Genomic DNA, 23,860 nt, shown 5'->3' on the forward strand with positions numbered 1-23,860 from the left:
GATAACATGTCGAATCTGGACTTTATTGTTATGGGCGTATTTGCCCTACTTATTTTCGCCATAGGGCTGACCTTTACGAGGGTTGGAAACAAAAACGGGCAAGCATTTTTTGAAGCTGGTGCAGAAACCCCCTGGTGGATTAATGGATTGTCACTTTTCATCAGCTATTTCTCAGCAGGAACTTTCGTAGTTTGGGGATCGATAGCTTATAAAAATGGTCTTGTCGCGAATACAATACAGATGACTATGGCGATAAGTGGGTTTTTAGTCATGCTTTTTATAGCTTCAAAATGGAAAAAAACAGGTGTAGCCACAGCGGCAGAATATGTTGGAAAACGTTTTGGTGCATCTGAAAAACAGTTTTATACCTACCTTACATTGCTTCTAAGTCTTTTCACTACTGCTGCGGTACTTTATCCTGTTGGGAAGATGGTGCACGTTGCGTCTGGCCTATCATTAGAAATATGTGTATTGATCATTGGGGCTATTATTGCCTTGTATACAGCGGCAGGTGGACTTTGGGCGGTTTTGGTAACGGACGTTGTTCAATTTGTGATATTAACGGCCGCTGTATTAATCGTTATACCTATTTCTTTCCAAGAAATAGGAGGAGTTAATAATTTGTTTGATAAGACTCCAGATGGTTTCTTTACCCTTGTAAATGAAGAGTACACCTATGGATTTATGTTGGCATTTATTGTATACCAGACATTTTATATCGGTGGGAATTGGTCCTATGTACAGCGCTATACGAGCGTTAGCAACGAAAAACAATCGAGAAAGGTTGCCGGAATTTTTACCATTCTTTATTTGGTTTGTCCGATTATATGGATGGTCCCACCTATGATTTATAGAGTTATTAATCCTGATTTACAAGGTTTGGAGGCAGAAGATGCCTATATGAGGTTGATACAGTCGGTCATGCCAGCAGGTCTGATCGGATTGGTTCTGGCTGGGATGGTCTCAGCTACCTCTAGTAAAGCGAATACGACAATTAATATGGCGGCAACAGTTTTTGCACAAGATATTTACCACCATTTGATGAGACCTAAAGCGTCGGAAAAGGAAGTTATTTTGGTGGCGCGAATCTTTACATTGCTGTTTGGCGCGGCCACGATCGTAGTTGCACTTTGGATCCCTAGTGCGGGTGGAATCGTGGAAGTAGTTTTAAGTACCGCCTCTATTGCAGGTGGGGCACTTTTTACCCCCTTGCTATGGTCTCTTTTTTCTGATCGCCAAACGGGCAGATCTGTTGTTCTGATAACGCTGTCGGCTTTGCTCATTAACCTTTATTTGAAGATCCTTAATCCAATATTAACAGGAATTAAGCTGGATAGAACCTGGGAAGCTACTTTCGGTATGGGAATTCCTCTGCTCTTGCTTTTGATGGCTGAACTGTGGTATAAATCCTGCGGTTTTAAATCAGAAAAAGCCTTAGCGATTAAAGCTAACCGTTTAATAGTTCGCGAAGTGAAGGATACTAGTAATGAAAATGCCGATTTCACCGCCAATGAACAAAACCGCTTCGGAATAAAGGTTATTGCTATTTCTATTTGTGTAGTAGGCCTTGGAATTGTTTTGTTAGGTTTGGCTTCAGTTGCTTTTTCAGTTCCGGTAATTATTGTTGGATCCACCGTACTCATCGGAGGTTTTATTATACTCATTGCTTTAAAAAATAAGGGTAAAAGCGTGTAAAACTAACATGCTGTTGCTCTTTGCAAACGTTTTCAAAAATTGGAAACGTTTGCGCTTTTTGCTTGGTATTGATTCTAGCAACAGATAAATTTTATTTGCCCATAAGTTGTTTTGAAAAGTGCTCACGGGCAAATAGCTTACTTGAGTTTAGGATACGATCGTCGATAAATTTGTACTATATTGGTAGTATAATCTGAATGAACTGACGAATGGTACTGTCGAATTTGATAAAATATTATCCTTTGGGAGATGCAGCTTTGGTGCTCGATTTGGGGGATGTTATCTCTACAGACATTAATTCCCGTATACAGGGGATATGTCGAGATTTAGATCATATCGAAATCGTAGGACTTTTGGAATATGTTCCAGCATTTACGACTATTACGATCTATTATGATCCTGAATTGCTAACTTACACAGAGTTATGTGCCTGTCTGGAAGATTTTTTGGCGAAAGTTGCTGATCTCGAGAATGAAACGAAGACTGTGAAGATTATTCCTGTTTGGTATGACGGTCAGGATTTAGACGAAGTGGAGCGTTATACTGGTTTGGATAGAAGTCAGATCATAACACTGCACACTGATAAAGAGTATTTGGTTTACATGATAGGTTTTGTACCTGGATTTCCTTACTTAGGAGGGATGGATAAAAGATTGTCAACACCACGAAGAGAAGCGCCCCGTTTAAGAATAAATGCGGGGTCGGTAGGGATCGCAGGAGAACAAACGGGAGTTTATCCGTTGGATACACCAGGAGGATGGCAGATTATAGGTCAAACACCTTTAAATTTATTCGATATCAGACGCGAGAAACCGTCGCTGCTTTCGGCAGGAGATACCTTACGGTTTGTTGCTATTAGTAAGGAAGAGTTTTTACGTATCAAGTCTGCAGAAAATGGGAATTAGCGTTATAAAGAGCGGAATGTTAACAACGGTACAGGACTTGGGAAGGCTTGGTTACCAGCGGTATGGGATGGTAGTGGGTGGCGCTATGGATCTTTTGGCCTTACGCTTAGGTAATATACTACTTGGAAATCCTGAAAACGAAGCTGGACTTGAATGTACAGTGATTGGACCTGCCTTAATGTTTCGTACTGACCAACTTATCGCATTAACGGGAGGAGACTTGTCTCCTAGAATCGATGATTTGCCTGTTGTCATGTGGAAGCCGTTGTTTGTAAAAGCGGGCTCTCGGTTGACGTTTGGGAAGTTGAGGTATGGCTGCAGATGTTACATCTGTTTTTATGGAGGACTCGACATTCCCTTGGTGATGCAAAGTCGATCGACTTATCTTCCTGCAAAGATCGGAGGTTTGCTGGGACGAGCCTTGGAAAATCAAGATACGATTGGTTTTCGTTCTCCTTATTCATGTGAAAAAAGACAATTTAATTGGCATATAAGTCCAAAAGTTTATGCAAATATAGCATCCAAAATTGTGCGTGTAATCAAAGGCCCACATATTGATCAATTTGACGGAGATAGTCTCAATGCTTTTTTTTCGAGTATATTTACAGTGGACGTAAACTCAAATAGAATGGGATACAGGTTACTTTCTTCACCTTTGACCAGAAAAATCAAGAAAGAAATTCTATCGTCTGCAGTTACCTTAGGGACAATTCAGGTTCCTCCTGAGGGAACACCGATTATTCTCTTGTCTGATAGGCCGACAACTGGCGGATATCCAGTTATAGCGCAGGTTGCTAGTATTGACATACCAATTATTGTACAAAAAATGCCTCACGAGAAGATCCAATTTGAAATGATTACTCTAGAAGAGGCGCAGTTACTAGTGCGGTTACAGCATAAGCAAATCAGCCAATTAAAAAGAGCAATAGCAATTAAGTATGGAAAGTAAATTAAGTGTAGACTTGAACTGTGATCTGGGAGAAGGCTTCGGACAGTGGACGTTCGGCAATGATGAGCAGATTCTCCCTTATATTTCGTCAGCAAATATAGCTTGTGGTTTACATGCAGGAGATCCCTCGACGATTATGAAAACGATAGAATTAGCACTACAGCATAATGTGAAAATTGGTGCTCATCCGGGGTTAAATGATAAGGACGGATTTGGTAGACGAGAAATTCAAGTTACGCCGAAAGAAGTCTATGATCTGACGGTTTATCAGATAGCGGCGTTAGCAGGCTGTGCTAAAAGTCTTGGAACAAAACTTAACCATGTAAAACCTCATGGCGCGCTGTATAATATGGCCGCAAAGGATAGCCTTCTGGCAAAGGCTATTTGTCAGGCTGTTTATTCCTTTGACCCAGATTTGATTTTATATGGTCTTTCTGGTAGCCTGCTCGTCAAGGAAGCCCGGAGTATTGGTTTACAGGTATTCAGTGAAGTATTTGCAGATCGTAGCTATCAACAAGATGGTAGTTTAACGCCGAGGTCGCTGCATCACGCTATTATCCGTGATCAAAATCTTGTTATTGATCAAGTTTTAAAAATGGTGAAGTTTGGCAAGGTCGAATCTTTTGATGGACATGAGATAGAAATCCATGCAGACACTATATGTTTGCACGGTGATAATATGGCGGCTGTTGAACTGGCTCGAGCAATTGCAACAACATTAAAGCAAGAAAAAATAGAGATCGGATGAAAACTAAAAATAATTCGGCACTGATCGGCGCAGCGCTTTTAATGGCCACTTCAGCAGTAGGGCCTGGATTTCTCACGCAGACTACGGTTTTTACAACTTCCCTCGGCGCTAGCTTTGGTTTTGTAATATTGATCTCAATCCTAATTGATATTGGTGTCCAATTAAACATCTGGAGAATAATAGCAGTTTCAGAAAAAAGAGCGCAGGATATTGCGAATGTACTGGTGCCGGGACTTGGTGGATTTATTTCGCTTTTGATCATAGCAGGTGGATTAGCTTTTAATATAGGTAATATTGGAGGTGCTGGCCTCGGACTGGAGGCCCTGTTGGGTATAGACGTTAAAACTGGGGCAATTATCGCTTCCGCTATCTCAATTGGAATTTTTGTAAATAGACAAGCTGGTAAAGCAATGGATAGATTTACACAAATTATGGGGGCAGTGATGATTCTGGCAATAATCTATATTAGTGTAGTCTCCAAACCTCCGATTACCCAAGCTGCACTGAGAACTGTTGTACCGCTACAGGTTGATTTTATGGCTATTATCACCTTGGTGGGAGGGACAGTCGGTGGATATATCACTTTTGCAGGAGGACATCGGTTAATTGATGCGGGTGTTACTGGTGCCGCTGCTTTGTCGAAAGTTAGCAACAGCGCTGTAATGGGAATCAGTGTGGCATCTCTTATTCGAATTTTTCTCTTTTTAGCTTCCCTTGGTGTTATTGGTCAAGGGCTGATGATCGATAGTGGGAATCCGACTGCATCGGTATTTAAATTGGCAGCCGGAAACTTTGGGTATAGGCTCTTTGGACTGGTGATGTTTGCTGCTTCTGTCACTTCTATTATTGGTTCGGCGTATACCTCTGTGTCCTTTATAAAATCTTTCAATCCTAGAATTGCTAAAAATGAAAATCGGATAATAATAGCATTTATAGTAATCTCAACAGTCATTTTTGCTTTGATAGGGAAGCCTGTCAATCTGTTGATCATAGCTGGTGCTGTCAACGGTATTATATTGCCTATTTCATTAAGCGTTATGCTTTTTGCTGCTTACAGCCCTCGTATTGTAGGAGATTACAAGCAACCGATTTTTTTAACGCTCATTGGTGTATTAATTGTTGCGGTAATGGCGTACATGAGTATCAAGGTGTTGTTTTCGTTTTTATAAGGATTACACTTACTGTTTTGACATGTTATTATGCAGCTGTATCCTGCTTCGTCAAATTTATCATATTCTGACTAAACAAAATTAAGCTATCACCTAAAACGGAAAAAGCGATATCAGTATTTTCAACCGTGCTGTAAGCTTTTGTAGAGCCGTCGAATCTTACAGGATCTTAGGCAGTATGAGTTTCTTTTGTTAGTTGGTCTGAAACAGTAGTTGTTTTTGTTATCCAAATAATTAGCCTGAATAAAAAAAAGAATCTTGGTATCTCCTTATTACGATTTCGTTTCGTGATTTTCATTTTAGAAGGCTGCTACATCATAGCAGCCAGTCGTTTTTCCTTCTTGTAGTAAGAGATTGCTGTATTCACTGCCACACGATACATCCACGAAGAAAATTCACTGTCACCTTTAAAACTCTCGTAGGATTTCCAAAGTTGGATGATAATCTCTTGATGAAGATCTTCGCGATCAGATATGGTGTCCATATATATTCTTCCTACTTTGTGAAGAATACCTTTATGAGACGTTATCAATTTCAGAAATTGTTTTTCTTTCTTATCCACTTGTTGTTCATTGTTTTATTTGATAGATTTTCTGTTCTTTTATTAAATAAAGGCTTGAGGTTGAGCGGGTAAATTCCCATGCAAAATTCAATAGATTTTTCATTTCTTGTAAGATTAATCTGTTTCTATTTCTTTTAGGCAGTAAGTAAGAAAAAGATACGATTCGTTACAGAAATAATGAGAAAATAAAACTTTACAGCCACAGTGATGTAGAAGCATGCTGTTTTCTGCTTTAAAACAGGAAGACACTTGATGCTGTAGTGGATGAGGTAAATTATTATAGCGAATTATTTGAAACTTGGTTGACTATACTCAATTTTTATCTGCTTGTTTTTTCTAAAAAGCCCGCAAATTAATACAACAGCGTATGCAAACATGAGCCATGAACCAAAAGTTTTACTGTAAATTTCAGGCATATTAGGGAATAGCTTTTCAAAAAACTGTATACATATTGTATCCAGTATCATTCCCGGTAAAACCATAAGGGTTGCCGATTTTATACTTTTTAGATTATCTAGCTTAAACCGATTGAAAACCGAAGTCGAAATGAAGCCTAATGATGGTATTAGGATACTATATAAAACGACCATTACGTACACATCGTCGACAATAAAAAAGTGGTGCCCTGCAATCCTAAACAATGCGGTAGCTAAAAGCCAAACCAAAAAGCCAACGATAAAACTAGGAAGTAGGTAGTTTTCTTTATGTGTTTTCATTATTATTTATTAATCTTTTAATATATTAAACATAAGTATCTAGGGGGAATTCCGTATTTCGTCATCGAAATATGGATATGGTTGTATGCGGATATTTATCGACTATCTGGAGAAGAGATCTGTTGTTTTATGAAACTCTTTTGTGATTCGTATAATATATTTATTAGATGAGTTTTAATTGATATTAGTTATTCTCCGCTTTATAGGTGATTTCCATATTTGGGGATACAGAAGTGTCCCGTAGCGTTAACGTATTATTTTCGATACGATAGAGAAATGTGGCTATAGTATCGAGTTTGTAAGTGGAAGCACGTATGAAGAACATACTGTTGTTTTTTGCTAAGAAGTGTCCTGTCGTATCGATTTTATAGAAGAAGTTTGTCGGGATATAAGTGTATTTTCCAATTATTGTAGATTTCGTACTATCGACATAGTCCCACGAAAGTGAAAAAGTATTACTATTTTCAATCGAAATAAATTCATTGTCTCCCTTTTTTTGAGCAACCTCATTCCAAACAGAAGAATAGCTATACCAAGGCGATGGATCTATTATCACAATTGGGACAGTAGATTCGTCTTTTAAACATGATGATAAGGAGAAAGTCACCATAAACATGGTGAAAACACGGTAACGAAATATTTGTGTCATCTTCACTTCAAAATTCATTATTGGAATTGATTTAGCCTAATAGCTACGTTCATTGAGCGAACTATATTTCGCTAAAGATATTGAATTATATTCTATTGCCCAAATCAATTGTGGTGCTTAAAGACCAATGCTGTTTTCAAAAAAGAGAATCATAATACCCTTCATGCTGTAGGAAATGAATTTCTTTTCGTAATTCTCGTTGAGAATGCTGATCGTAGTTTTCGTATAGAAATCCCTATTTATCTGCGATATCGTTTATAAATAACACTTTCATACTAAAATGATTTAGTAGGATAAAAAAGCCAAAAGTAAATTAATCGATACGAAGAGAATGTTCTGTTCACTTTCTTGCAGATCACCTAGATATTTTTTTAATTTTGATTGCTATGACAAATAATTTTAAAAAGTTACTACTCGCCGTTGTTACGATGCCGCTGTTATGCGTAAGTATAAGCCCAGCTCAATCGGCTAAGGACACATTTTTAACGAAGAGCTCTTCGTTGCCTGATCCGTCAACCTTGCCTTCTATTTTTCCGACACCTGTATCCATTGAACTTGGAAAGGGGAGTTTTATGTTGGGGCAATCTGTTTTTCTGGTTTCTCCTGCAATGGTCGGTAGTGAAACACAATCACTGCTGACAAAAGTATTAAAAGATGCTGGAGTACAAACGATAAAAACAGTAAAAAAAATACCTAAAATTATCGATGGGATCTACATTGTGATAGGTACCCAAGAAGAGCCTTATGTAGTTGATGCACTTAAGCAAATCACGAATACGTTAGACACAAACACGAACGGATATACTATTGCAAGTAAGCTCACATATAAGGGGGCACTTCTTACGCTGGTAGGTAAAGATGCAGATGGTTTGTTCTACGCTGTACAGACTTTCCGGCAGCTGGTTAATAGAGCAGTTTTACCGGCGATTGTTATTAACGACCATCCCGCATTGCCGATCAGAGGAACGATCGAAGGTTTTTATGGAAAACCTTGGTCTATGAAGGAACGAGAAAAGCATATCCACTTTCTGGCTACTGTAAAAGCAAATACATTTATTTATAGTCCAAAAGATGATCCTTATGCGCGTGATCGTTGGCGTGATCCATACCCAACAGCGACTTTGAAAGAGTTAGAGAAACTTGCAAAAGTTGCCCAGAGTAACCATATCAACTTTGTATATGCAATTTCCCCTGGGCCAACGGTTTGTTTTGCAGATCCGGATGATCTTCAGGCCCTTTTAAGAAAGTTCAGCGCACTCCGTGCTGTAGGTATTCATAGTTTCTATGTTGCGCTGGACGATATTGAATATACCAAATGGAATTGTGAACTAGATTCGATTACGTTTGGACCTTCGGGTGCAGAAGCTGCTGCTCGTGCACAAGCTCATTTACTAAATGCTGTACAGGCTAGTATGAAAGAGATTGATCCAGTTGCTCCTCCATTGATTATGGTGCCGACGGAGTACTATGATGCAAAGGAAAGTCCTTACAAAGCTGCTCTACGCAAGCATCTTAATCCGAGTATCGTTGTGCAATGGACAGGAACAGATGTCGTACCTCCCGCTATTTCAATTTCAGATGCTCAGGCTGCAACGAAAGCATTCGGCCGCAAGACATTTCTGTGGGATAATTATCCCGTCAACGATTATCAAGAATCGAGCGGGAGATTATTATTGGCACCTTACATACGACGCGAAGCCGGCTTGTCTAAAGAACTTTCAGGTATAGTTTCTAATCCGATGAATCAAGAAATAGCAAGTCGTATTGCAGTTACTGGGGTCGTAGCCTTTGCTTGGAACGACAAGGGATATGATGCTGAGCGGACTTGGAAATTTGCCGCGCGCGAGCTTGCGGGTTGGAATAAATCCGTGAGCGAAGCTTTGTTGACCTTTTTCGATACTCAGCGTCTAGCACCTACTTTTGGTACCCATCCTTGGCAAGCACAAGCTCCCAGTTTAAAAGCTTTACTCGACAACGTGGAAGATGCTATCGCTAATGGAAATCCTGCAAGCAGAAATCAAGCAATTGCTCAGCTTGCTGAGCATGCCGCTAATTTTGCCCATTCACCAGAAATTATTCGTTATGGTATTGTTGATACGGCATTTATTACTGAAGCGTGGCCATGGTTAGATGCTATGTCTTTATGGGGAAAAGCCTTAGAATCTACAGCAGCTGGACTTAAAGCGGCTAGTCAGTCTGACTCTGAAGCAGGTCGTTATTTTGAAGAAGCGAAAAAGCTTGCTGCCGAAGCATCAGCGATTCAATCTGTACCTGGTGCTACCCGTTTCGAAGGTTCTGTTAAGATTGCTGATGGAGTATTGGATCGTTTTATTGCAATTGCACCAAGTTTAATTTCCTTTTGATTTTTTTCAGGTAAAAACATCTATCGAAAATCTTAAAGATAATCTGCCGTAATCGATTCCCAAGGTTACGTTTCAGGTCCCTTCATAAATCATTGTTAGCCTTCGAAGAATACAATGATCTATGAGGGGACTTTGTTTATTTAGCTCAAACATTCATATACTAAGTTCAGAGAATAGCTGTATTTATCCTAATTTATATATTGTTAGAGCATTATTTATCGTTGAATCGGGGAGATAATGGAAATCAAAAGAAAGGATATTTATGGTCTCGTTTAGCAAGTAACAAGGAGCTAAAACTAGAAAAAGGTTAGCATGTGGTTTTTATTTTTAGTAACTTAAAAAAGAAATAAAAGATGTCGCCTATGCAACCGATAATAAAAAAACATGTATTGCTATTCATTTGCTTATTTTTGATAACATTTTCTACGCAGGCTCAGGATGGTAGCACTGTGGAAACTAAACAAACAGGAACCAATCTTGAAATAGGCAGGGATCTATTCAATAATGGTGATTATGATGCGGCAATTAGCAACTTTGAGAAAATAGCTAATAAATATCCCTCCGATTCGGCATACAATGCTTTGGGCTATGCATACCTGTTAACCGGGGACTATAACCATGCTTTGGAAGCCGTAAATAAATCTCTTCAGTTCAATGCTAAAATCCCAGAAACCTACAATATTAGGGGGATGGTATATCGTAAGCAAGAGGAATTCGATCGAGCAATAGCTGATTTTACTAAGGCGATAGCGTTAGCTCCAGACGCGATAAATTCTTATACCAACCGGCAGGAAGCTTATATGAATAAAGGAAAATTTCAGTTGGTAGTTGACGATTGTAATAAAATAATCGCCCTTGATCCTAGAAATCAGCGTGCGTATCGGAATCGTGCTACAGCATACTTTTTCATGAAAAACCCTGAAAATTGCATAATAGATGCTACCAAAGCTATTGAATTGGATAGAGAAGATTTACAAGCTTATAAGATTAGAGCGGGGGCATACATGATGTTGGAAAGTTATTATGACATGGCACTTGCAGATTTTAATACCATCATTACGTTAGATAGTACCCAAGTTGAACATTATGCTAATCGCGGTGCCATTTATGTTTTAAAAAGTGATTTCCAATCTGCGATTGCTGACTATTCCAAAGCAATTTATTTAAGCCCTGAGAACGAGTCGACTAATTACGCTGAGCGCGGAAAGGCCTATGCATTGAACGGAGACTATGAAAAGGCCATGTAGGATTTCGATAAGACCGTCGTATTGGAGCCGTCAAATGCAGAGAACTATCGTAATCGTGGTAGAGTCTGGTTTTATATGGAAAAGTATGATAGTGCTATTAAAGAGTATACAAAAGCTATTGAACTGAATCCGAACGATAGCGTTGCTTTGGAATACCGAAGTACAGCCTATGAAAAAAATGGCAATAGAGCTCTTGCTGAGGCCGATCGAACAAGAGCGAAGCAGATCAGCGATTAAGAGCTTCGTAAGATTGGTTTATCGTTTTGTTTCAGTAGTTTTTTGTATATCTACAAAAACATTTTCTGTTTGTAATAAAAAGTTATCAAAGTTGAAAAGAAGTTGTCTAATATCTTTACGGCGATTATCCCTTTAATGTATTACAGTACTGATTAATATTTTATGATACTTATCGTAACAAAAGCAAGATTTCTTAAAGTTGGGAAGAAATCTTGCTGCTTATTTCTTCTTTAACCGAAACATCATATTAATTCAGGTATGATGCTTGTCGCATTAACAACGCTCGATATTTGTTAAAGACAGCTGATTTGGAAATGAACCCCATATAATTTCCTTTTTCATCCAATACAGGCAAAATCCAGACATCTTCTCTATTCATCTTTTGCATTACGATTTCCATATTGGTTTCCATGAGAATAGTGTCAACTGGCTTTTGCACCAATTCGCGCATAGTTCTATCTTTACTTTCTTCATTTTCGCCAAGTAGGATTTCGAGGAGCTGCTCGCTGTAAATTATACCTAGTAAAATTCCATTTTCTTCAACAACGGGGAAAATATTACGTTTAGAGTGAATAATCTCATGACTTCGATCTTTAGGCACTTCTTCAGGTCTTAGTATCGTGAAATTGTTTTCCAATAAATGTCGAAGTTTCATCATACTGAGTACCGTTCTGTCTTTGTCCTCAAGGGAAAGTAAATCACCGCTTTCTGCAAGCACTTTTGTGTAGATTGAATGTTTTTGTACCGCTCTATTAATAAAATAGGCTATCGCCGTAACGATCATTAATGGCACCATTAAAGCGTAGCCGCCAGTTATTTCGGCAATCAAAAAAATCCCTGTTAAAGGAGCATGCATAATCCCACTTAATGCGGCGGCCATACCTGCTACGGTAAAATTAGCCACATTTAACTCCACTAGTCCTGTAAGATTGAGCCCATAAGAAAAGGCGAATCCAATCAAGCCTCCCATGACTAAACTTGGACCAAATACACCGCCATTTCCACCACTGTTTAAGGTAATCAATGAAGCAAAGGACTTCGCGAAGACCGTTACTATTGTAAATATCACAACAAACCAACCCACGTGATTATAAGACGCAAAAATACTATTAGTAAGTATCTCTGGATATCGTCCATTAAGAATTTGCTGTATCGTCATATATCCTTCCCCATATAGAGCAGGAAAGACAAAGATGAGGATACCTAAGCTAATCCCGCTGAACCATACCTTTCGATAAGGATTTGATATGCCCGAATATATGCGCTTGAACCAAGTGGAAAGTCTTGCAAAATAAATAGAAAATCCGCCTATAACGATAGCTAGTAATAAATAGAAAAATAGGGCTTCAAACTCCCAACTATCGGTAACCAAATGAAACAGTTGTTCGCTATAGATCAATCTGGAAATTACGGATGCGGTGGCAGCAGATATAAGAAGGGGAATAAATGCAGGGATGGAAAACTCGGGTAATAAGATCTCAATTGCGAATATCATGCCTGCAACGGGACTATTAAAAGCTCCTGAGATCCCAGCCGCAGCACCGCAAGCCAACAATAAGGTTACTTCACGATAATTGAGCCCGAAAAAACGGCCGATATTTGATCCAATCGCAGAGCCACTATAAGCAATGGGAGCTTCTAACCCTGCGGATCCTCCAAAGCCTACTGTAATTGCACTTGTAATTATCTGTGAATAAATGTTATGTGATTCAATCTTACTTGATTGGCGCGAAATAGCATAAATTATTGGAGTAATTCCATGTTCAAATTTACCTTTTCCGATAACGCGACGTACATAGATCACACTTAGTAAGATACCAAATAGAGGGAAAAGTAAATAAAAATACACCTTATACTGCGATTGCACATCGTTTTGTAGAAAGGCCGCTATCGAGTGAGTAAGACCTTTCAAAAGTGCAGCAGCTAAACCACCGATTAGACCGACAATTAATGCAACGACAATTAAAAAATTTCTATTTGAGATTTTTTTTATTCTCCATTTATTTAATCGATCTATCTGCTGATATAATCTTCTAAACATGGCATTTTTTTTTGAAGATTTGAAAAACTTAATTTTTGGCAAATGTATGGTTTCCTTAATGAATGCCGAGTCTTAAAATATGAAATAACATTGTTGTTACATTTGTTTGTTTTTGAAGACTATCCTTTTTTCGTGTTTTAAAATGACGTAATCATGATATAGGTACATATGTTCAATTTCTCGATAATTTTTTCAAGAGATGGAGGGGCAGGACCAATAGAAACTCTTTGAGATCACTAGATATGCTAATGAGGTTGAGACTTCAGGTAGGCTTTTTTTCGATTCTCAAATAGATTTTTTAAATGATCACCATGGAAATTTAAAATATCGAGGAAGAAGTTCAAGCATTTCTTCTAATTCTTCCGAAATAGCTACGTTATTGATTGGACGATCGTTTGATGGACTAAACAGGATACCATTGTGATCATAAGAAATTGTGACAGCATGTTTCGAGACACTATCCTGTAATCTTTGCCATATGGCATGAGTGTTGATAATTCCATATTCATAAGTAATACGTCGGCACGCATAAATACAGCATCGTAATAATGGATATTTTTAGCACGAATTTTATTGGAGTATGACGAGCATCGCTATTTATTTATCATTCTTAGGAGCATGGGTACAGTACAGAAAATCTCGTTACTGGCCACTCGCTAAAAGGTCTCTGATTCAGCTTCGATATGTCAATTATTGGAGTTGGGCAGTATGGTTAATATCCGTAGTACTTCTTTGTTTTGTAAATGGCATTACCACAGGTCTTTTATTTTTCCTGGGAATTTTAATGCTCGTGTTTTCTTTGCTCATCATAATTGTTAATTCCCCAACGGCACTACGTTTGACGGTTTTTGTTTTTTTTCATGTATTCTGTATCCTCAGTCTATTTTTATCTCTTTAATATGCCGGCAAAAGATAAATATCTCAGTAGTACAGGACAACGCACGCTGAAAATTACAGCAGGACTTTTTGGTGGATACATGTTATCTACTGCTATTCATCTCGCAATGGCTCGAATTCCCGATTTAGGTTTGAATCTGCTTGTGTCGGGTGCTTTTTTTGGCTTCTTATTATGGACGATCTTTATGGTCGTGGCGTTCTTGGCTACAAATGGCTGGCGGGTATGGGGGTATTACATTTTGTTAACTTTGATTATGTTGCTTATTGCCTATCAAGGAGGTACATTATGAAACGCTTGTCTGCACGTCACTTTAATATTCTTTTCCACACGCATACGGTTAGTGGAATAGTGATAAGCGCGGTGCTTTATATCATCTTCTTTGCGGGAGCTATAGCATTGTATAAACAAGAATTGTATCAGTGGGAAGATCCCGATGCGCGTATTGAGAATGCCGAAGAAATAGATTATGAGGAATTGATGTTACGACTTGTTGCAACAACTTCTCCAGAAACGGAGATTCATGAATTACGCGTGGTTCTGCCTACACTAGAGAAACCGATCTATACGTTTTATCTGTCCGATGAAGTTGGTGGTTATAAGACCTACGGCTATAATGCCAAAACGGATAAATTGTGGGACATGGATGCTGGCGAAATATCTACAACTGGCGAGACGTTATACAGATTACATTTTCTAGATCAGATACCTTGGTACATTGGACGATACATTGCAGGTTTTGTTTCACTTTTTTTTGCCTTCGCGGTAATAACCGGACTTCTGATACATTGGCGCAATATACGAACAAAGTTTTTTGCATTCTCTTTCAAAGATCTTCGGAAACAATTTTGGACCAATGCTCATACTGTCTTTGGCGTAATAGGATTGCCATTTCAACTGATGTATGCTATTACGGGTGCTTTTTATCTTTTGAGTGTTTTTATCCTTGCTCCAGCTGTGTTCGTACTATTCGGTGGCGATCAAGATAAACTAGTGACGATGATCTACCCGCCAGAAGCCTTTCATGCCCATGAAGATGAAGCCATTCAAGCTAAGAACATACCTATTCAAAAAATCTTGGATAATGTACACATGGAATATCCACAATGTGATGTTTCCTACTTAGAAATAATTAATCCTGGACATGATAACGCTGTGCTGACAATAGATTTAGTGAATCGAACATCTTTCAACGCTGACGGTTTGATTGTTGCGGATTTGTCTACAGGAGCCTATAAGTTACATCTGCCTCCAGGAGAAAAGAATTACCAACAATCCTTATTGCAGGGGATTAGTAAGATACACTTCGCTTCGTTTGGTGGATGGATGCTTAAAATGATTTACTTCCTTTTAGCTATGTTTACATGTTTCGTGATTATCAGCGGTGTGATGATGTGGAAGGAAGCTCGTAATAAACCTAGTTATACCGATAGGCAGAGGCGTTTTCATCATCGAGTGACTATGGTTTACCTGGCGGTTTGTTTAGCACTGTATCCTGCAACAGCATTGTTATTCAGTGCAGAACAATGGATACCCCGAGGGACCATGCATGTACATAAGGTGAATAGTATTTTCTTTCTAAGTTGGTTATTCATAGCCGTCTTTTGTTATTTTTTGCGAAATGAACGGCAAATATTTATTACTTGTTTATTATTAGGTGGTTTCTCTGCGCTCTTGGTACCGCTTTCTAATGGTTGGAATACAGGCGATTGGTTGTGGCTATCCGCACTAGAGCATCCTTATGTCTCGATGGTGGACAGCAGCTGGTTACTAACCGGGATCTTCAGTCTTTTTTCAGTCTTCTACACTTTACGCCGAAAAGATGTTTAGACAGAGTAGTTTATCGACCACGCATTTTGATAGGAGAGCAACCGTGAAATTTCTTGAATGCAATACTGAAGTTAGAAGTGTTTTGATAACCGAGTTTATAGCCGATTTCTTGAATAGAAATATCTGTGTCTAGAAGTGCTTGTTTTGCATGATGCATCTTGATTTCCTGCAGATATCCAAAAACGCTTGTGCCAAACATTTCCCGGAATCCGCTTTTCAACTTGGTTTGGTTTACACCTACATGACGAGACAGTTCTATTATCGTCATGGGCAAATCTAACTGTTCGCGGAGTAAATGTGCAGCATAGTGAATACGGTCTCGATCATCTTTGCCTAGTTTTACTGTAGATGCTTTCTTCTCACCGTTATGCATGAGATAGGCGATGATTTCGTAGACCTTTGATTCAAGATAGATTTTGCGAGAGAGCCCCTCATAAGGACAGGCCTTTATATCAGCAATGGTGTTGACGATCTTAGGATCGATCGGCATACGTCGTGGGGTCAACATTGAGCTGTAATCGCCTTGTATGCTTTCAATAAAAGTATCCATTAACTTGGACTCACCCGCATATGCATCTAGCAGGTGAATCGGAAGATGAATATCGAAGGTATTGTAACTGATTTTTTTCTCAAAGTGAATCTTCGCAGCATTATCTGTACCAGATAAGTATACTATGTTTCCGGACTGGGCTGGTGATATCTGATCGTTTCCGAGGTAATTGTTGTAATGTATATCGTGTTGAGAGAGGTTGAACTGGATTTCCAGTAATGCCCCTTCACCCACTCCGTCTATGCTGGTATGTTCGTCCAAATTGTAGCTTCCCTGTACGATGGACAAATCGTTGTTTAGTCGCTGCTCGGCAAAATATATTTTGCCAGTAGGTATCGCAAATAAGCTGTCAATCCAATTTTTATCCTTTACCTCTATCGCATGCTCTTTTTTTGAAGCACTAAAATATTCAAAGTCTGTATTTCGAATGGTCTGGATCATAGCGATACTTCTTTTTGCATAAATAATACTTCCAATTCCATAAAATTTCGGCCGATAAAACGGCTATGTTTGGCCATTCAAAAATAGTTTATAATTAATATAAATAAAAATTTTACTTGATTACTTACCTAATCTTCCGAAAAATATGTGCTGTGTTGGCCCTTTCCATATTTTGGTCTGCAATATTAGCACAAACTGTAGTGTCCGATACTATCGCACAGAAAAAAGATACAACTGGTATCGAAACGGTAAGCGTGTTGGGATTCTCCACAACGCAACTGGCTAACAGACTACCATACAACGTTACAGCAATAGAGGCAAAAAAACTACACAATACAACTTTGGATATTGCCCATGTGTTAGATAGGATACCGGGAGCTCGCTTGCGCGAAACCGGTGGAGTAGGTTCAGACTTTGACTTTTCGATAAACGGGTTTTCGGGCAAACGGGTGAAATTCTTTCTAGATGGCGTGCCGATTGATAATTTTGGAACATCTTTTCAGATCAACAATATTCCCATAAATATTGCTGAACGCGTAGAAGTATATAAAGGCGTCGTGCCCATATGGTTGGGAAGTGACGCTTTAGGTGGTGCCGTGAACATTATAACGGGAAATAAGAGACGAAATTTTATCGATGTGGGGTATTCTTATGGATCCTTTAATACACACCGAACAAATGTCAATGCGGCGATAACATCCAAAAAAGGATTGACCCTGCAGCTAAATGCCTTCCAGAATTATTCAGATAATGACTATAAGGTAACCCTCGACGCTGCGGACATCCGAACAGGGAAATATTATCCGGATACCACGGTTAGACGTTTTCATGATACTTTTCACAATGAAACATTGATTGCACAGGTTGGTTTTTTAGACAAGCATTGGGCTGACGAATTGTTAGTGGGAATGACTTTAGGTAAGAACTACAAAGAGATTCAGACCGGTGCCCGAATGGATGCTGTATTTGGTGCTTGGCATACGCGAGGTAATATTGTAATGCCGACGCTACGCTACCGTAAAAAAGACCTAGGACTACAGGGCCTAGATGTATTGCTTCATGCGAACTATAACTTGGGGCAGGAACAAAATATCGATACCGTATTTGCGCGTTACGGTTGGCTAGGCGATTTCATAAAGTATGCAGGGGCGGGGGGCGAGCGCGCTCATCAACTGTTGAAATATAGAAACAACCTCGCTAATGTAGCTGCTAGTGCCAGTTATGCAGTTAACCTACAGCATGCTTTTGCAATCAATAATGTTTGGAATAGCTTCAACCGTAAGGGGGGCAATATGCTTTTTCCTGAAGAACGTCGCTATAAATTGCCACAGCAAACGCATAAAAATATCTTGGGTGTAAGCTATCAATATACACCAAATGAGCGATGGCACAGTTCTGTGTTTGCAAAGTATCTCTATCAACGAGCTTTTACAACTTTGATCGAAACGGATATCGCAAATCCCACAGACACGACTTATCGAGATGCCAGAGTAGATAGGCATCGATTTGGTTATGGGCTTGCAACGACATTTTTCGTATCCCCTGATATGCAGCTTAAGTTTTCTTATGAGAAAACAAACCGAATGCCTGAATATGACGATTTTTTTGGTGATCTGATCAATGGAGAGCCAAATTGGAATGTACGGCCCGAAAAGAGCGATAATATAAATCTCGGTATTGCATTAAATAGACATTTTGCAAATCTGCACCATGTTTACATAAACCTTAATGGGGTATATTTTCATGCCCAAGATTATATTTTTTATACCGTAAATCAAAATAACAGGTTAGTCGCAAAGAATCTGTCTGCAGTTTCTAACTTAGGATTAGAGTCGGAGGTACGTTATGGATATGCCAACCGTTTTACACTTGGCGCAAACTTGACATATCAAAATATTAGGGACAGGCAACGTTATCTCCCAGATTTACCGGGTGGTATTTTGCTGGAAAGCGAGTCGTACAACAATCGCATTCCAAATATACCTTATCTATTTGGGAATGCAGATGCATCGGTTTTCTTTAACAATGTCGCTGGTGCGGGGAATAGGTTGGTATTGACTTATAACTTGCTTTACGTTCATCAATTTTTCCTGTATCCTGAAGGGAGTGCAAACCCTGCCACTATGCGCAGTACACCAATGCAGTTAGCACAGGATGCACACATAGCCTATACGCTTGCTGATGGCAAATATAATATAGCATTAGAGTGTAAAAATTTAACCAATAGACGCTTGTATGATAATTTTAGTTTGCAGAAGCCCGGTCGTGGGGTCTACCTCAAATTACGCTATTTCATTGACTACAATAAAATTTAAATAAAACATAGATATGAAAACGAATAATTTAATTGGCAGCTTGTTCTTGGCAGCATTGATTTTTACAGCCTGTAGTAAGAAGGATGATCAGCAAATAGAACCTCCAGTAGAAGAAACCGTGCAAGACGGACGTTTTGTGGTGACTGCATTGCCATATATGTCTTACATTTTTGGCAATGGAGCCGACTTGCTCTATACAACGAATACACTCGATTCTGGTACGTTGGTGACAACAGGAACAGGATTGGAGCAGGATGGAGTAAACAGAAATTACGTAATTGCCAACAACAAATTTTTCAGCCTTTTGTTCGGACAGGGAAATCCGGGGTCGGTGACTGCATATACGATGGATACCAATGCACAGCTGAAAAAGATATCTAACTTCCAGACTGAAACCATGACAGCATTTGGCGCAGTGGGTGAAGATATACTCATGATTAAGAATGCCTGGGAGCCTACGCAAAGTATCTCCAATTGGTATCGTGTAAATACGAACTCCTTAGAGATCGTAAGCCAAGGTCAGATTAATACAAACACTTTATCTGGAAATGGTGAAATGGCACTTTTTACAAGTGTGAAGCAGGTTGGCGATAAGGTTTTCCTTCCTTTTGTATCCATTAAGACAGCAAGATCCTTTGCGACGAGCTACCGTGATAGCTCTTGGATTGCGGTTTATTCTTATCCAGATATGACTTTTGAAAAGGTAATCCGAGACAATCGCACAGGTGCAGTCGGAGCGTATTTTACGGATGCAATCGAAGTGGACGAGCAGGGAGATGTGTATGCTATAGGTATGTCCTTGGGAACTGACAATGGGTCTAGTAACGGGCAGAAGTCGACTAAGCCAGTCGGGATCATGAAAATTGCTAAAGGAACAACGGACTATGATAATAGTTACTTCTTTAATATTTCCAACATCTCGGACAACAATTATGTGTTTAGAAAGCTTTATTTGGGTAAAGGTAACTTTTTGCTGATGATGTCGGATACGCACAATACCTACGCTAACAATGCTAAGAAATTTGCCATTGCCAACGTATACACACAATCCTTCAAATGGGTAACCGGAACACCTGATCCTGCGACTATATTGGGAATCACCGAATATAGTGGTAATTATTCGCCGAAGGATGGCAAAACAGGTTATGTAGGTATTATCACCTATACGGATGAAGGTTTTGTTTCTCAGGTGTTTAAGTTCGATGCCGAAACAGCAACTGCTAAAGTAGGATTGACCGTAGAAGGTCAAAATATCATCCGCTCGATAAATTGGGTTCCTGTTTCGGAATAGCCTTGGTTTTAAATCTTAGGCAAAGAAAAATACCTAAATAACGTTTATCGTCACAATCAATTTGCCTTTAGTTCATTGGCGAAAATGCTTAAAAGTGGGAGAATCGCTAGCCGATATCTTCCACTTTTTATTTCTCCACAAGCAGCTTTTCTTTGGTGCTATAATCAATTCTATATTGGTACGATTTTCCGTTATTTTAGTTGTTTTATTTTTTTGTTAATCAATGAAATGCTGTCAAGCATGGCTCGGTTTTGATCTTTTAAGTGATCGATTTCTTCTTGCATTTTCTTATCTCGCAATTTCGATCTTCCTTCTGGAGATGATGGATGATTGCAGGCAATTAGTGAAAGAGAAATCATGAATAATAGTTGTTTCATTTTTTTAGTTTATATCATTAGTTGTATGATTAAATGAAAACTTACATTACGTTAAATAGTTATAATTTTTATTTAATAAATGCTTGTTAATCAGCTGTTATATGTTTTTTTGATATTTTTTATTTATATTATTGAATTAATGTAAAATAATATAGTGTAAAATAATAGGCCTTATCTGTAAGTTTTTTTCAAGTTGTACTACCTATATGAAAAAATAAAATATGAACCTATATATCAAATTTCTTTCCCAGGTATTGTTAAGCGTCTATCATCAAAGGTTTGAGCAACCTTTGATGATAGACGTATCAAATTGCTAAATGCGTATTTAGCGATTCAATTTCGAATTTCACGGTGAAAAAGTGAATGTAAATTTACTTTTCAACAAAACATCTAAGGTTCAATAACCTTTCTCGTAGCGGTAGGAAGATAAATACTTCGCTCTAATAAAGAATAAATATGGATGAATCACAATTTTTACAACTTATTAAAGAGCATCAGGGAATAATTTACAAAATATGTCAGCTGTATCGTGATATAAAAGAGGATCGGGAAGATCTTTTCCAGGAGATTACCTTTCAACTTTGGAAATCACGCTACACGTTTAAGAACGAGTCAAAAATAAGTACATGGGTTTATCGCATAGCATTAAATACAGCTATAGCTGCTTTTCGAAAAAAAAGACATGGAGTAGAATATCTTCCTCTGTTGCCAGACTTTCCGGACGAAACGCCTAATGAAGATCTGGTTTTACGGCAAGAGCGCTTGTTTGTAGCATTAAAGCAACTTAGTGATGGCGATAAAGCTATAATAACGCTTTATCTTGAAGATTTAAGCTATAAACAAATAGCTGATATCATAGGAATTAGTGAAAATTATGTAGGTGTTAAATTAAATAGGATAAAGACAAAAATCCAAAAAATAATATTTTAATAACATGGAATTTAATCAATTAAAATCAACCTGGGATGCTGTGAAAACTCCCTCAATTTCGGCCATCGAAATTCGAAATATGCTCTCAGAGAATAAACACCCCGTATTGAAAGCTTTGAGAAAACAACTCGCTATTGAAATAACAGGATGGCTTATTTTTATAGCTGTATATTACTCTATGCTCGATGGCGCTGTAAAGCCGTTATGGATTAACTTATCGCTTATTTTTTCAATTCTATTGCCTTTTGTTCATAATTTGATGGGCTACCGATTGTCAAAGAACCTTATATATGGGGATAATATTCAAAAATCGTTACGCAATTTTCTGTCAAAGGTTAAAGTTTATGCTATAGTCTCTATAGTTTCAAGACAGATTTATTTAGTGGGACTTCTACTGTTTTTAACCTACGGAATCAGCTTAAATGCTAACAAATTACTCTTTTTAATTATTGCTATCTCCTGTTTTCTGATCCAGTTTGCTGTTTTGTCGATGATATGGAAAACACGACTGAAAAGTTTGAAAAAGACGATAACAGCGTTTTATTGATATCGAAATGAAGTGTGCCAAGAGAATAGCTTTGCAGCTATCAAAGAAAGATTCCAAGCATAGAAGATGTATCAATATCTTAAAAGCAGATTAAGAATTTTGTTGTTTTTCTACAATGCTTTTTATGTTTTTTACAACAGTGGAAAAGTGATTTTAAAGGATCTTTGATAGGTAAGACTAAAAGACAAAGCATATGAAACGAAGAGAATTTATTACATGGTCAACTATTTTAGGAGCAGCAGCTTCTTTTCGGATTTCATCTGCAGAGGCAAAACAATATACGGACAGCTACGTAAATATTATGCTACCTAAGTTGGAAAACTTACGGCGTTTATCTTCTGCCATTGTGGGCGATCTGCCGATTAGGGTTAATGTCATCAAAGTTGCAGATACCATCAGACCAGCTAGTGTTGTTGTGAAGGGAGAGGATCCTTTTAGAAATATGACATTGGCTCGTACGGTATACCAACTGGAATTTCGTAAAGGATCTATATTGTTGGATACGGGGATGGACTTAGAGACGCACCGTACATTTGGCAAAACCGAAGAGCCGTATTATCCGGAAAATTATGAGATGGTTCAAAAAGCGATGCTTTCAGCAAATATGATTGTGTTAACACATTACCATGCAGATCATGTAGGAGGAATCGTCCGTACATCTCATTTTGCAGATGTCGCGTCTAAAGTTTGGCTAACAAGAGATACCGCTCAACTTATGGTCAATAAACCACATAAACCTACTGTATCCATTTCGCAGGAGAATGTGAGTAGATTTAACGTAGTAGATTTTGATACTTGTTATCCACTTGCCCCCGGCGTAGTTATTTTGAAGACACCTGGGCATACCGTAGATTCTAAAAGTTTGTATTTCAAACTAGAAGATGGCCGTGAGTTTATACATTCGGTGGATAGCGGTTGGTCTATGGAAAATATCAGATCACAGCGAATGAAAAACGCTTCTTGGGTAAACGAAAATGAGTTTCAACTTTTGGCACAATATAAATGGCTAAATAGGTTGATGTACGAGAATAAAGATTTAATAGTCCTCTGTACGCACGATAATGAGCAATACAATACCTTAATCGAAAATGGTATTCTGGGAGGTGGGTTGAAAACCTGAGTGGGATGCTCTAGTAATAAAAAAGTTGCTGTAAGTCGTTAGAGTGACAATTGCAGGTGATTGATGTGCATATATTAAATGAATAAACATGCTTTGCATAATTAGATTTTTGCGTACTATTGATTTTCAAAAGGCAAAAGAATGATAAACACTTTATTCAGACAACATATTGATGAAATTGTTTCTTGTACGGATGATGAGTTTGAGTATCTATTTTCATTTTTTAAGAAATAAGCATGCAAAGAAATATCAACTGCTTGTACAGTAAGGGATCTGATAAATA

21 protein-coding genes are annotated in these 23,860 nt (G+C 38.4%); 15 read left to right on the top strand and 6 right to left on the bottom strand.

What is annotated here, in order from left to right; translation table 11 throughout:
• Positions 1-6 precede the first annotated feature (6 nt).
• From ACSZOX_RS04715 to ACSZOX_RS04735, 5 genes are all read left to right on the top strand, one after another.
• A complete protein-coding gene (locus ACSZOX_RS04715) occupies positions 7-1,695 on the top strand; it encodes a sodium:solute symporter family protein (RefSeq protein WP_437918657.1) in 1,689 nt (562 codons plus the stop codon).
• 209 nt (positions 1,696-1,904) lie between these two features.
• On the top strand, positions 1,905-2,600 hold the full coding sequence (gene pxpB, locus ACSZOX_RS04720) for a 5-oxoprolinase subunit PxpB (RefSeq protein WP_437918658.1): 696 nt from the start codon (positions 1,905-1,907) through the stop codon (positions 2,598-2,600).
• Complete coding sequence (locus ACSZOX_RS04725) at positions 2,590-3,549, top strand: biotin-dependent carboxyltransferase family protein (RefSeq protein ID WP_437918659.1); 960 nt, start codon at positions 2,590-2,592, stop codon at positions 3,547-3,549. Before pxpB ends, ACSZOX_RS04725 begins: the two co-directional genes overlap by 11 nt.
• Entirely contained in the window at positions 3,539-4,297 is a 759-nt protein-coding gene (locus ACSZOX_RS04730) for a LamB/YcsF family protein (RefSeq protein ID WP_437918660.1), read from the top strand. Before ACSZOX_RS04725 ends, ACSZOX_RS04730 begins: the two co-directional genes overlap by 11 nt.
• On the top strand, positions 4,294-5,466 hold the full coding sequence (locus tag ACSZOX_RS04735; RefSeq protein WP_437918661.1) for an NRAMP family divalent metal transporter: 1,173 nt from the start codon (positions 4,294-4,296) through the stop codon (positions 5,464-5,466). The genes ACSZOX_RS04730 and ACSZOX_RS04735 overlap by 4 nt, the downstream gene beginning before the upstream one ends.
• Before the next feature lie 310 nt (positions 5,467-5,776).
• Here the strand turns inward: ACSZOX_RS04735 and ACSZOX_RS04740 are convergent, their stop codons facing one another.
• The 3 genes from ACSZOX_RS04740 to ACSZOX_RS04750 all read right to left on the bottom strand — a co-directional run bounded on the left by ACSZOX_RS04740 (position 5,777) and on the right by ACSZOX_RS04750 (position 7,393).
• A complete protein-coding gene (locus ACSZOX_RS04740) occupies positions 5,777-6,028 on the bottom strand; it encodes an RNA polymerase sigma factor (protein ID WP_437918662.1) in 252 nt (83 codons plus the stop codon).
• A 287-nt stretch (positions 6,029-6,315) separates the two neighbouring features.
• Entirely contained in the window at positions 6,316-6,744 is a 429-nt protein-coding gene (locus tag ACSZOX_RS04745) for a DUF5367 domain-containing protein (protein WP_437918663.1), read from the bottom strand.
• Between the two features lie 184 nt (positions 6,745-6,928).
• Positions 6,929-7,393 (bottom strand): hypothetical protein, encoded by a 465-nt coding sequence (locus ACSZOX_RS04750; RefSeq protein WP_437918664.1) that lies wholly within the window; start codon positions 7,391-7,393, stop codon positions 6,929-6,931.
• Between the two features lie 386 nt (positions 7,394-7,779).
• Here ACSZOX_RS04750 and ACSZOX_RS04755 point away from each other — a divergent pair, with 386 nt between their 5' ends.
• From ACSZOX_RS04755 to ACSZOX_RS04765, 3 genes are all read left to right on the top strand, one after another.
• The gene (locus ACSZOX_RS04755) at positions 7,780-9,756 is read left to right on the top strand and encodes a beta-N-acetylhexosaminidase family protein (RefSeq protein WP_437918665.1); all 1,977 of its coding nucleotides are present in this window, start codon (positions 7,780-7,782) and stop codon (positions 9,754-9,756) included.
• 362 nt (positions 9,757-10,118) lie between these two features.
• Positions 10,119-11,003, top strand: coding sequence for a tetratricopeptide repeat protein (locus ACSZOX_RS04760; RefSeq protein WP_437918666.1), 885 nt, complete (start codon positions 10,119-10,121; stop codon positions 11,001-11,003).
• A gap of 21 nt (positions 11,004-11,024) precedes the next feature.
• A complete protein-coding gene (locus tag ACSZOX_RS04765; protein ID WP_437918667.1) occupies positions 11,025-11,240 on the top strand; it encodes a tetratricopeptide repeat protein in 216 nt (71 codons plus the stop codon).
• A 247-nt stretch (positions 11,241-11,487) separates the two neighbouring features.
• Here ACSZOX_RS04765 and ACSZOX_RS04770 read toward each other — a convergent pair whose 3' ends face one another.
• Positions 11,488-13,281, bottom strand: coding sequence for a chloride channel protein (locus ACSZOX_RS04770; protein ID WP_437918668.1), 1,794 nt, complete (start codon positions 13,279-13,281; stop codon positions 11,488-11,490).
• Between the two features lie 899 nt (positions 13,282-14,180).
• Between ACSZOX_RS04770 and ACSZOX_RS04775 the strand changes: the two genes are divergently transcribed.
• Both ACSZOX_RS04775 and ACSZOX_RS04780 read left to right on the top strand, forming a co-directional pair.
• A complete protein-coding gene (locus tag ACSZOX_RS04775; RefSeq protein ID WP_437918669.1) occupies positions 14,181-14,468 on the top strand; it encodes a hypothetical protein in 288 nt (95 codons plus the stop codon).
• Positions 14,465-16,006, top strand: a complete 1,542-nt coding sequence (locus tag ACSZOX_RS04780) for a PepSY-associated TM helix domain-containing protein (RefSeq protein WP_437918670.1) — start codon at positions 14,465-14,467, stop codon at positions 16,004-16,006. The genes ACSZOX_RS04775 and ACSZOX_RS04780 overlap by 4 nt, the downstream gene beginning before the upstream one ends.
• 10 nt (positions 16,007-16,016) lie before the next feature.
• Here ACSZOX_RS04780 and ACSZOX_RS04785 read toward each other — a convergent pair whose 3' ends face one another.
• The gene (locus ACSZOX_RS04785; protein ID WP_437918671.1) at positions 16,017-16,997 is read right to left on the bottom strand and encodes a helix-turn-helix domain-containing protein; all 981 of its coding nucleotides are present in this window, start codon (positions 16,995-16,997) and stop codon (positions 16,017-16,019) included.
• A 200-nt stretch (positions 16,998-17,197) separates the two neighbouring features.
• Here ACSZOX_RS04785 and ACSZOX_RS04790 point away from each other — a divergent pair, with 200 nt between their 5' ends.
• Positions 17,198-19,312, top strand: coding sequence for a TonB-dependent receptor (locus ACSZOX_RS04790; protein ID WP_437918672.1), 2,115 nt, complete (start codon positions 17,198-17,200; stop codon positions 19,310-19,312).
• A 13-nt stretch (positions 19,313-19,325) separates the two neighbouring features.
• Complete coding sequence (locus tag ACSZOX_RS04795) at positions 19,326-20,603, top strand: DUF4374 domain-containing protein (protein WP_437918673.1); 1,278 nt, start codon at positions 19,326-19,328, stop codon at positions 20,601-20,603.
• A 191-nt stretch (positions 20,604-20,794) separates the two neighbouring features.
• Here the strand turns inward: ACSZOX_RS04795 and ACSZOX_RS04800 are convergent, their stop codons facing one another.
• Entirely contained in the window at positions 20,795-20,980 is a 186-nt protein-coding gene (locus ACSZOX_RS04800; protein WP_437918674.1) for a hypothetical protein, read from the bottom strand.
• Positions 20,981-21,436: 456 nt separating this feature from the next.
• On the opposite strand from ACSZOX_RS04800, the gene ACSZOX_RS04805 reads away from it, so the two are divergent.
• The 3 genes from ACSZOX_RS04805 to ACSZOX_RS04815 all read left to right on the top strand — a co-directional run bounded on the left by ACSZOX_RS04805 (position 21,437) and on the right by ACSZOX_RS04815 (position 23,577).
• Positions 21,437-21,910, top strand: coding sequence for an RNA polymerase sigma factor (locus ACSZOX_RS04805; RefSeq protein ID WP_437918675.1), 474 nt, complete (start codon positions 21,437-21,439; stop codon positions 21,908-21,910).
• A gap of 4 nt (positions 21,911-21,914) precedes the next feature.
• Positions 21,915-22,457, top strand: coding sequence for a hypothetical protein (locus ACSZOX_RS04810; protein ID WP_437918676.1), 543 nt, complete (start codon positions 21,915-21,917; stop codon positions 22,455-22,457).
• A 193-nt stretch (positions 22,458-22,650) separates the two neighbouring features.
• Complete coding sequence (locus tag ACSZOX_RS04815; protein WP_437918677.1) at positions 22,651-23,577, top strand: hypothetical protein; 927 nt, start codon at positions 22,651-22,653, stop codon at positions 23,575-23,577.
• Positions 23,578-23,860 lie beyond the last annotated feature (283 nt).

This window comes from Sphingobacterium sp. LRF_L2 (assembly GCF_965644235.1).
Classification (GTDB): Bacteria; Bacteroidota; Bacteroidia; order Sphingobacteriales; family Sphingobacteriaceae; genus Sphingobacterium.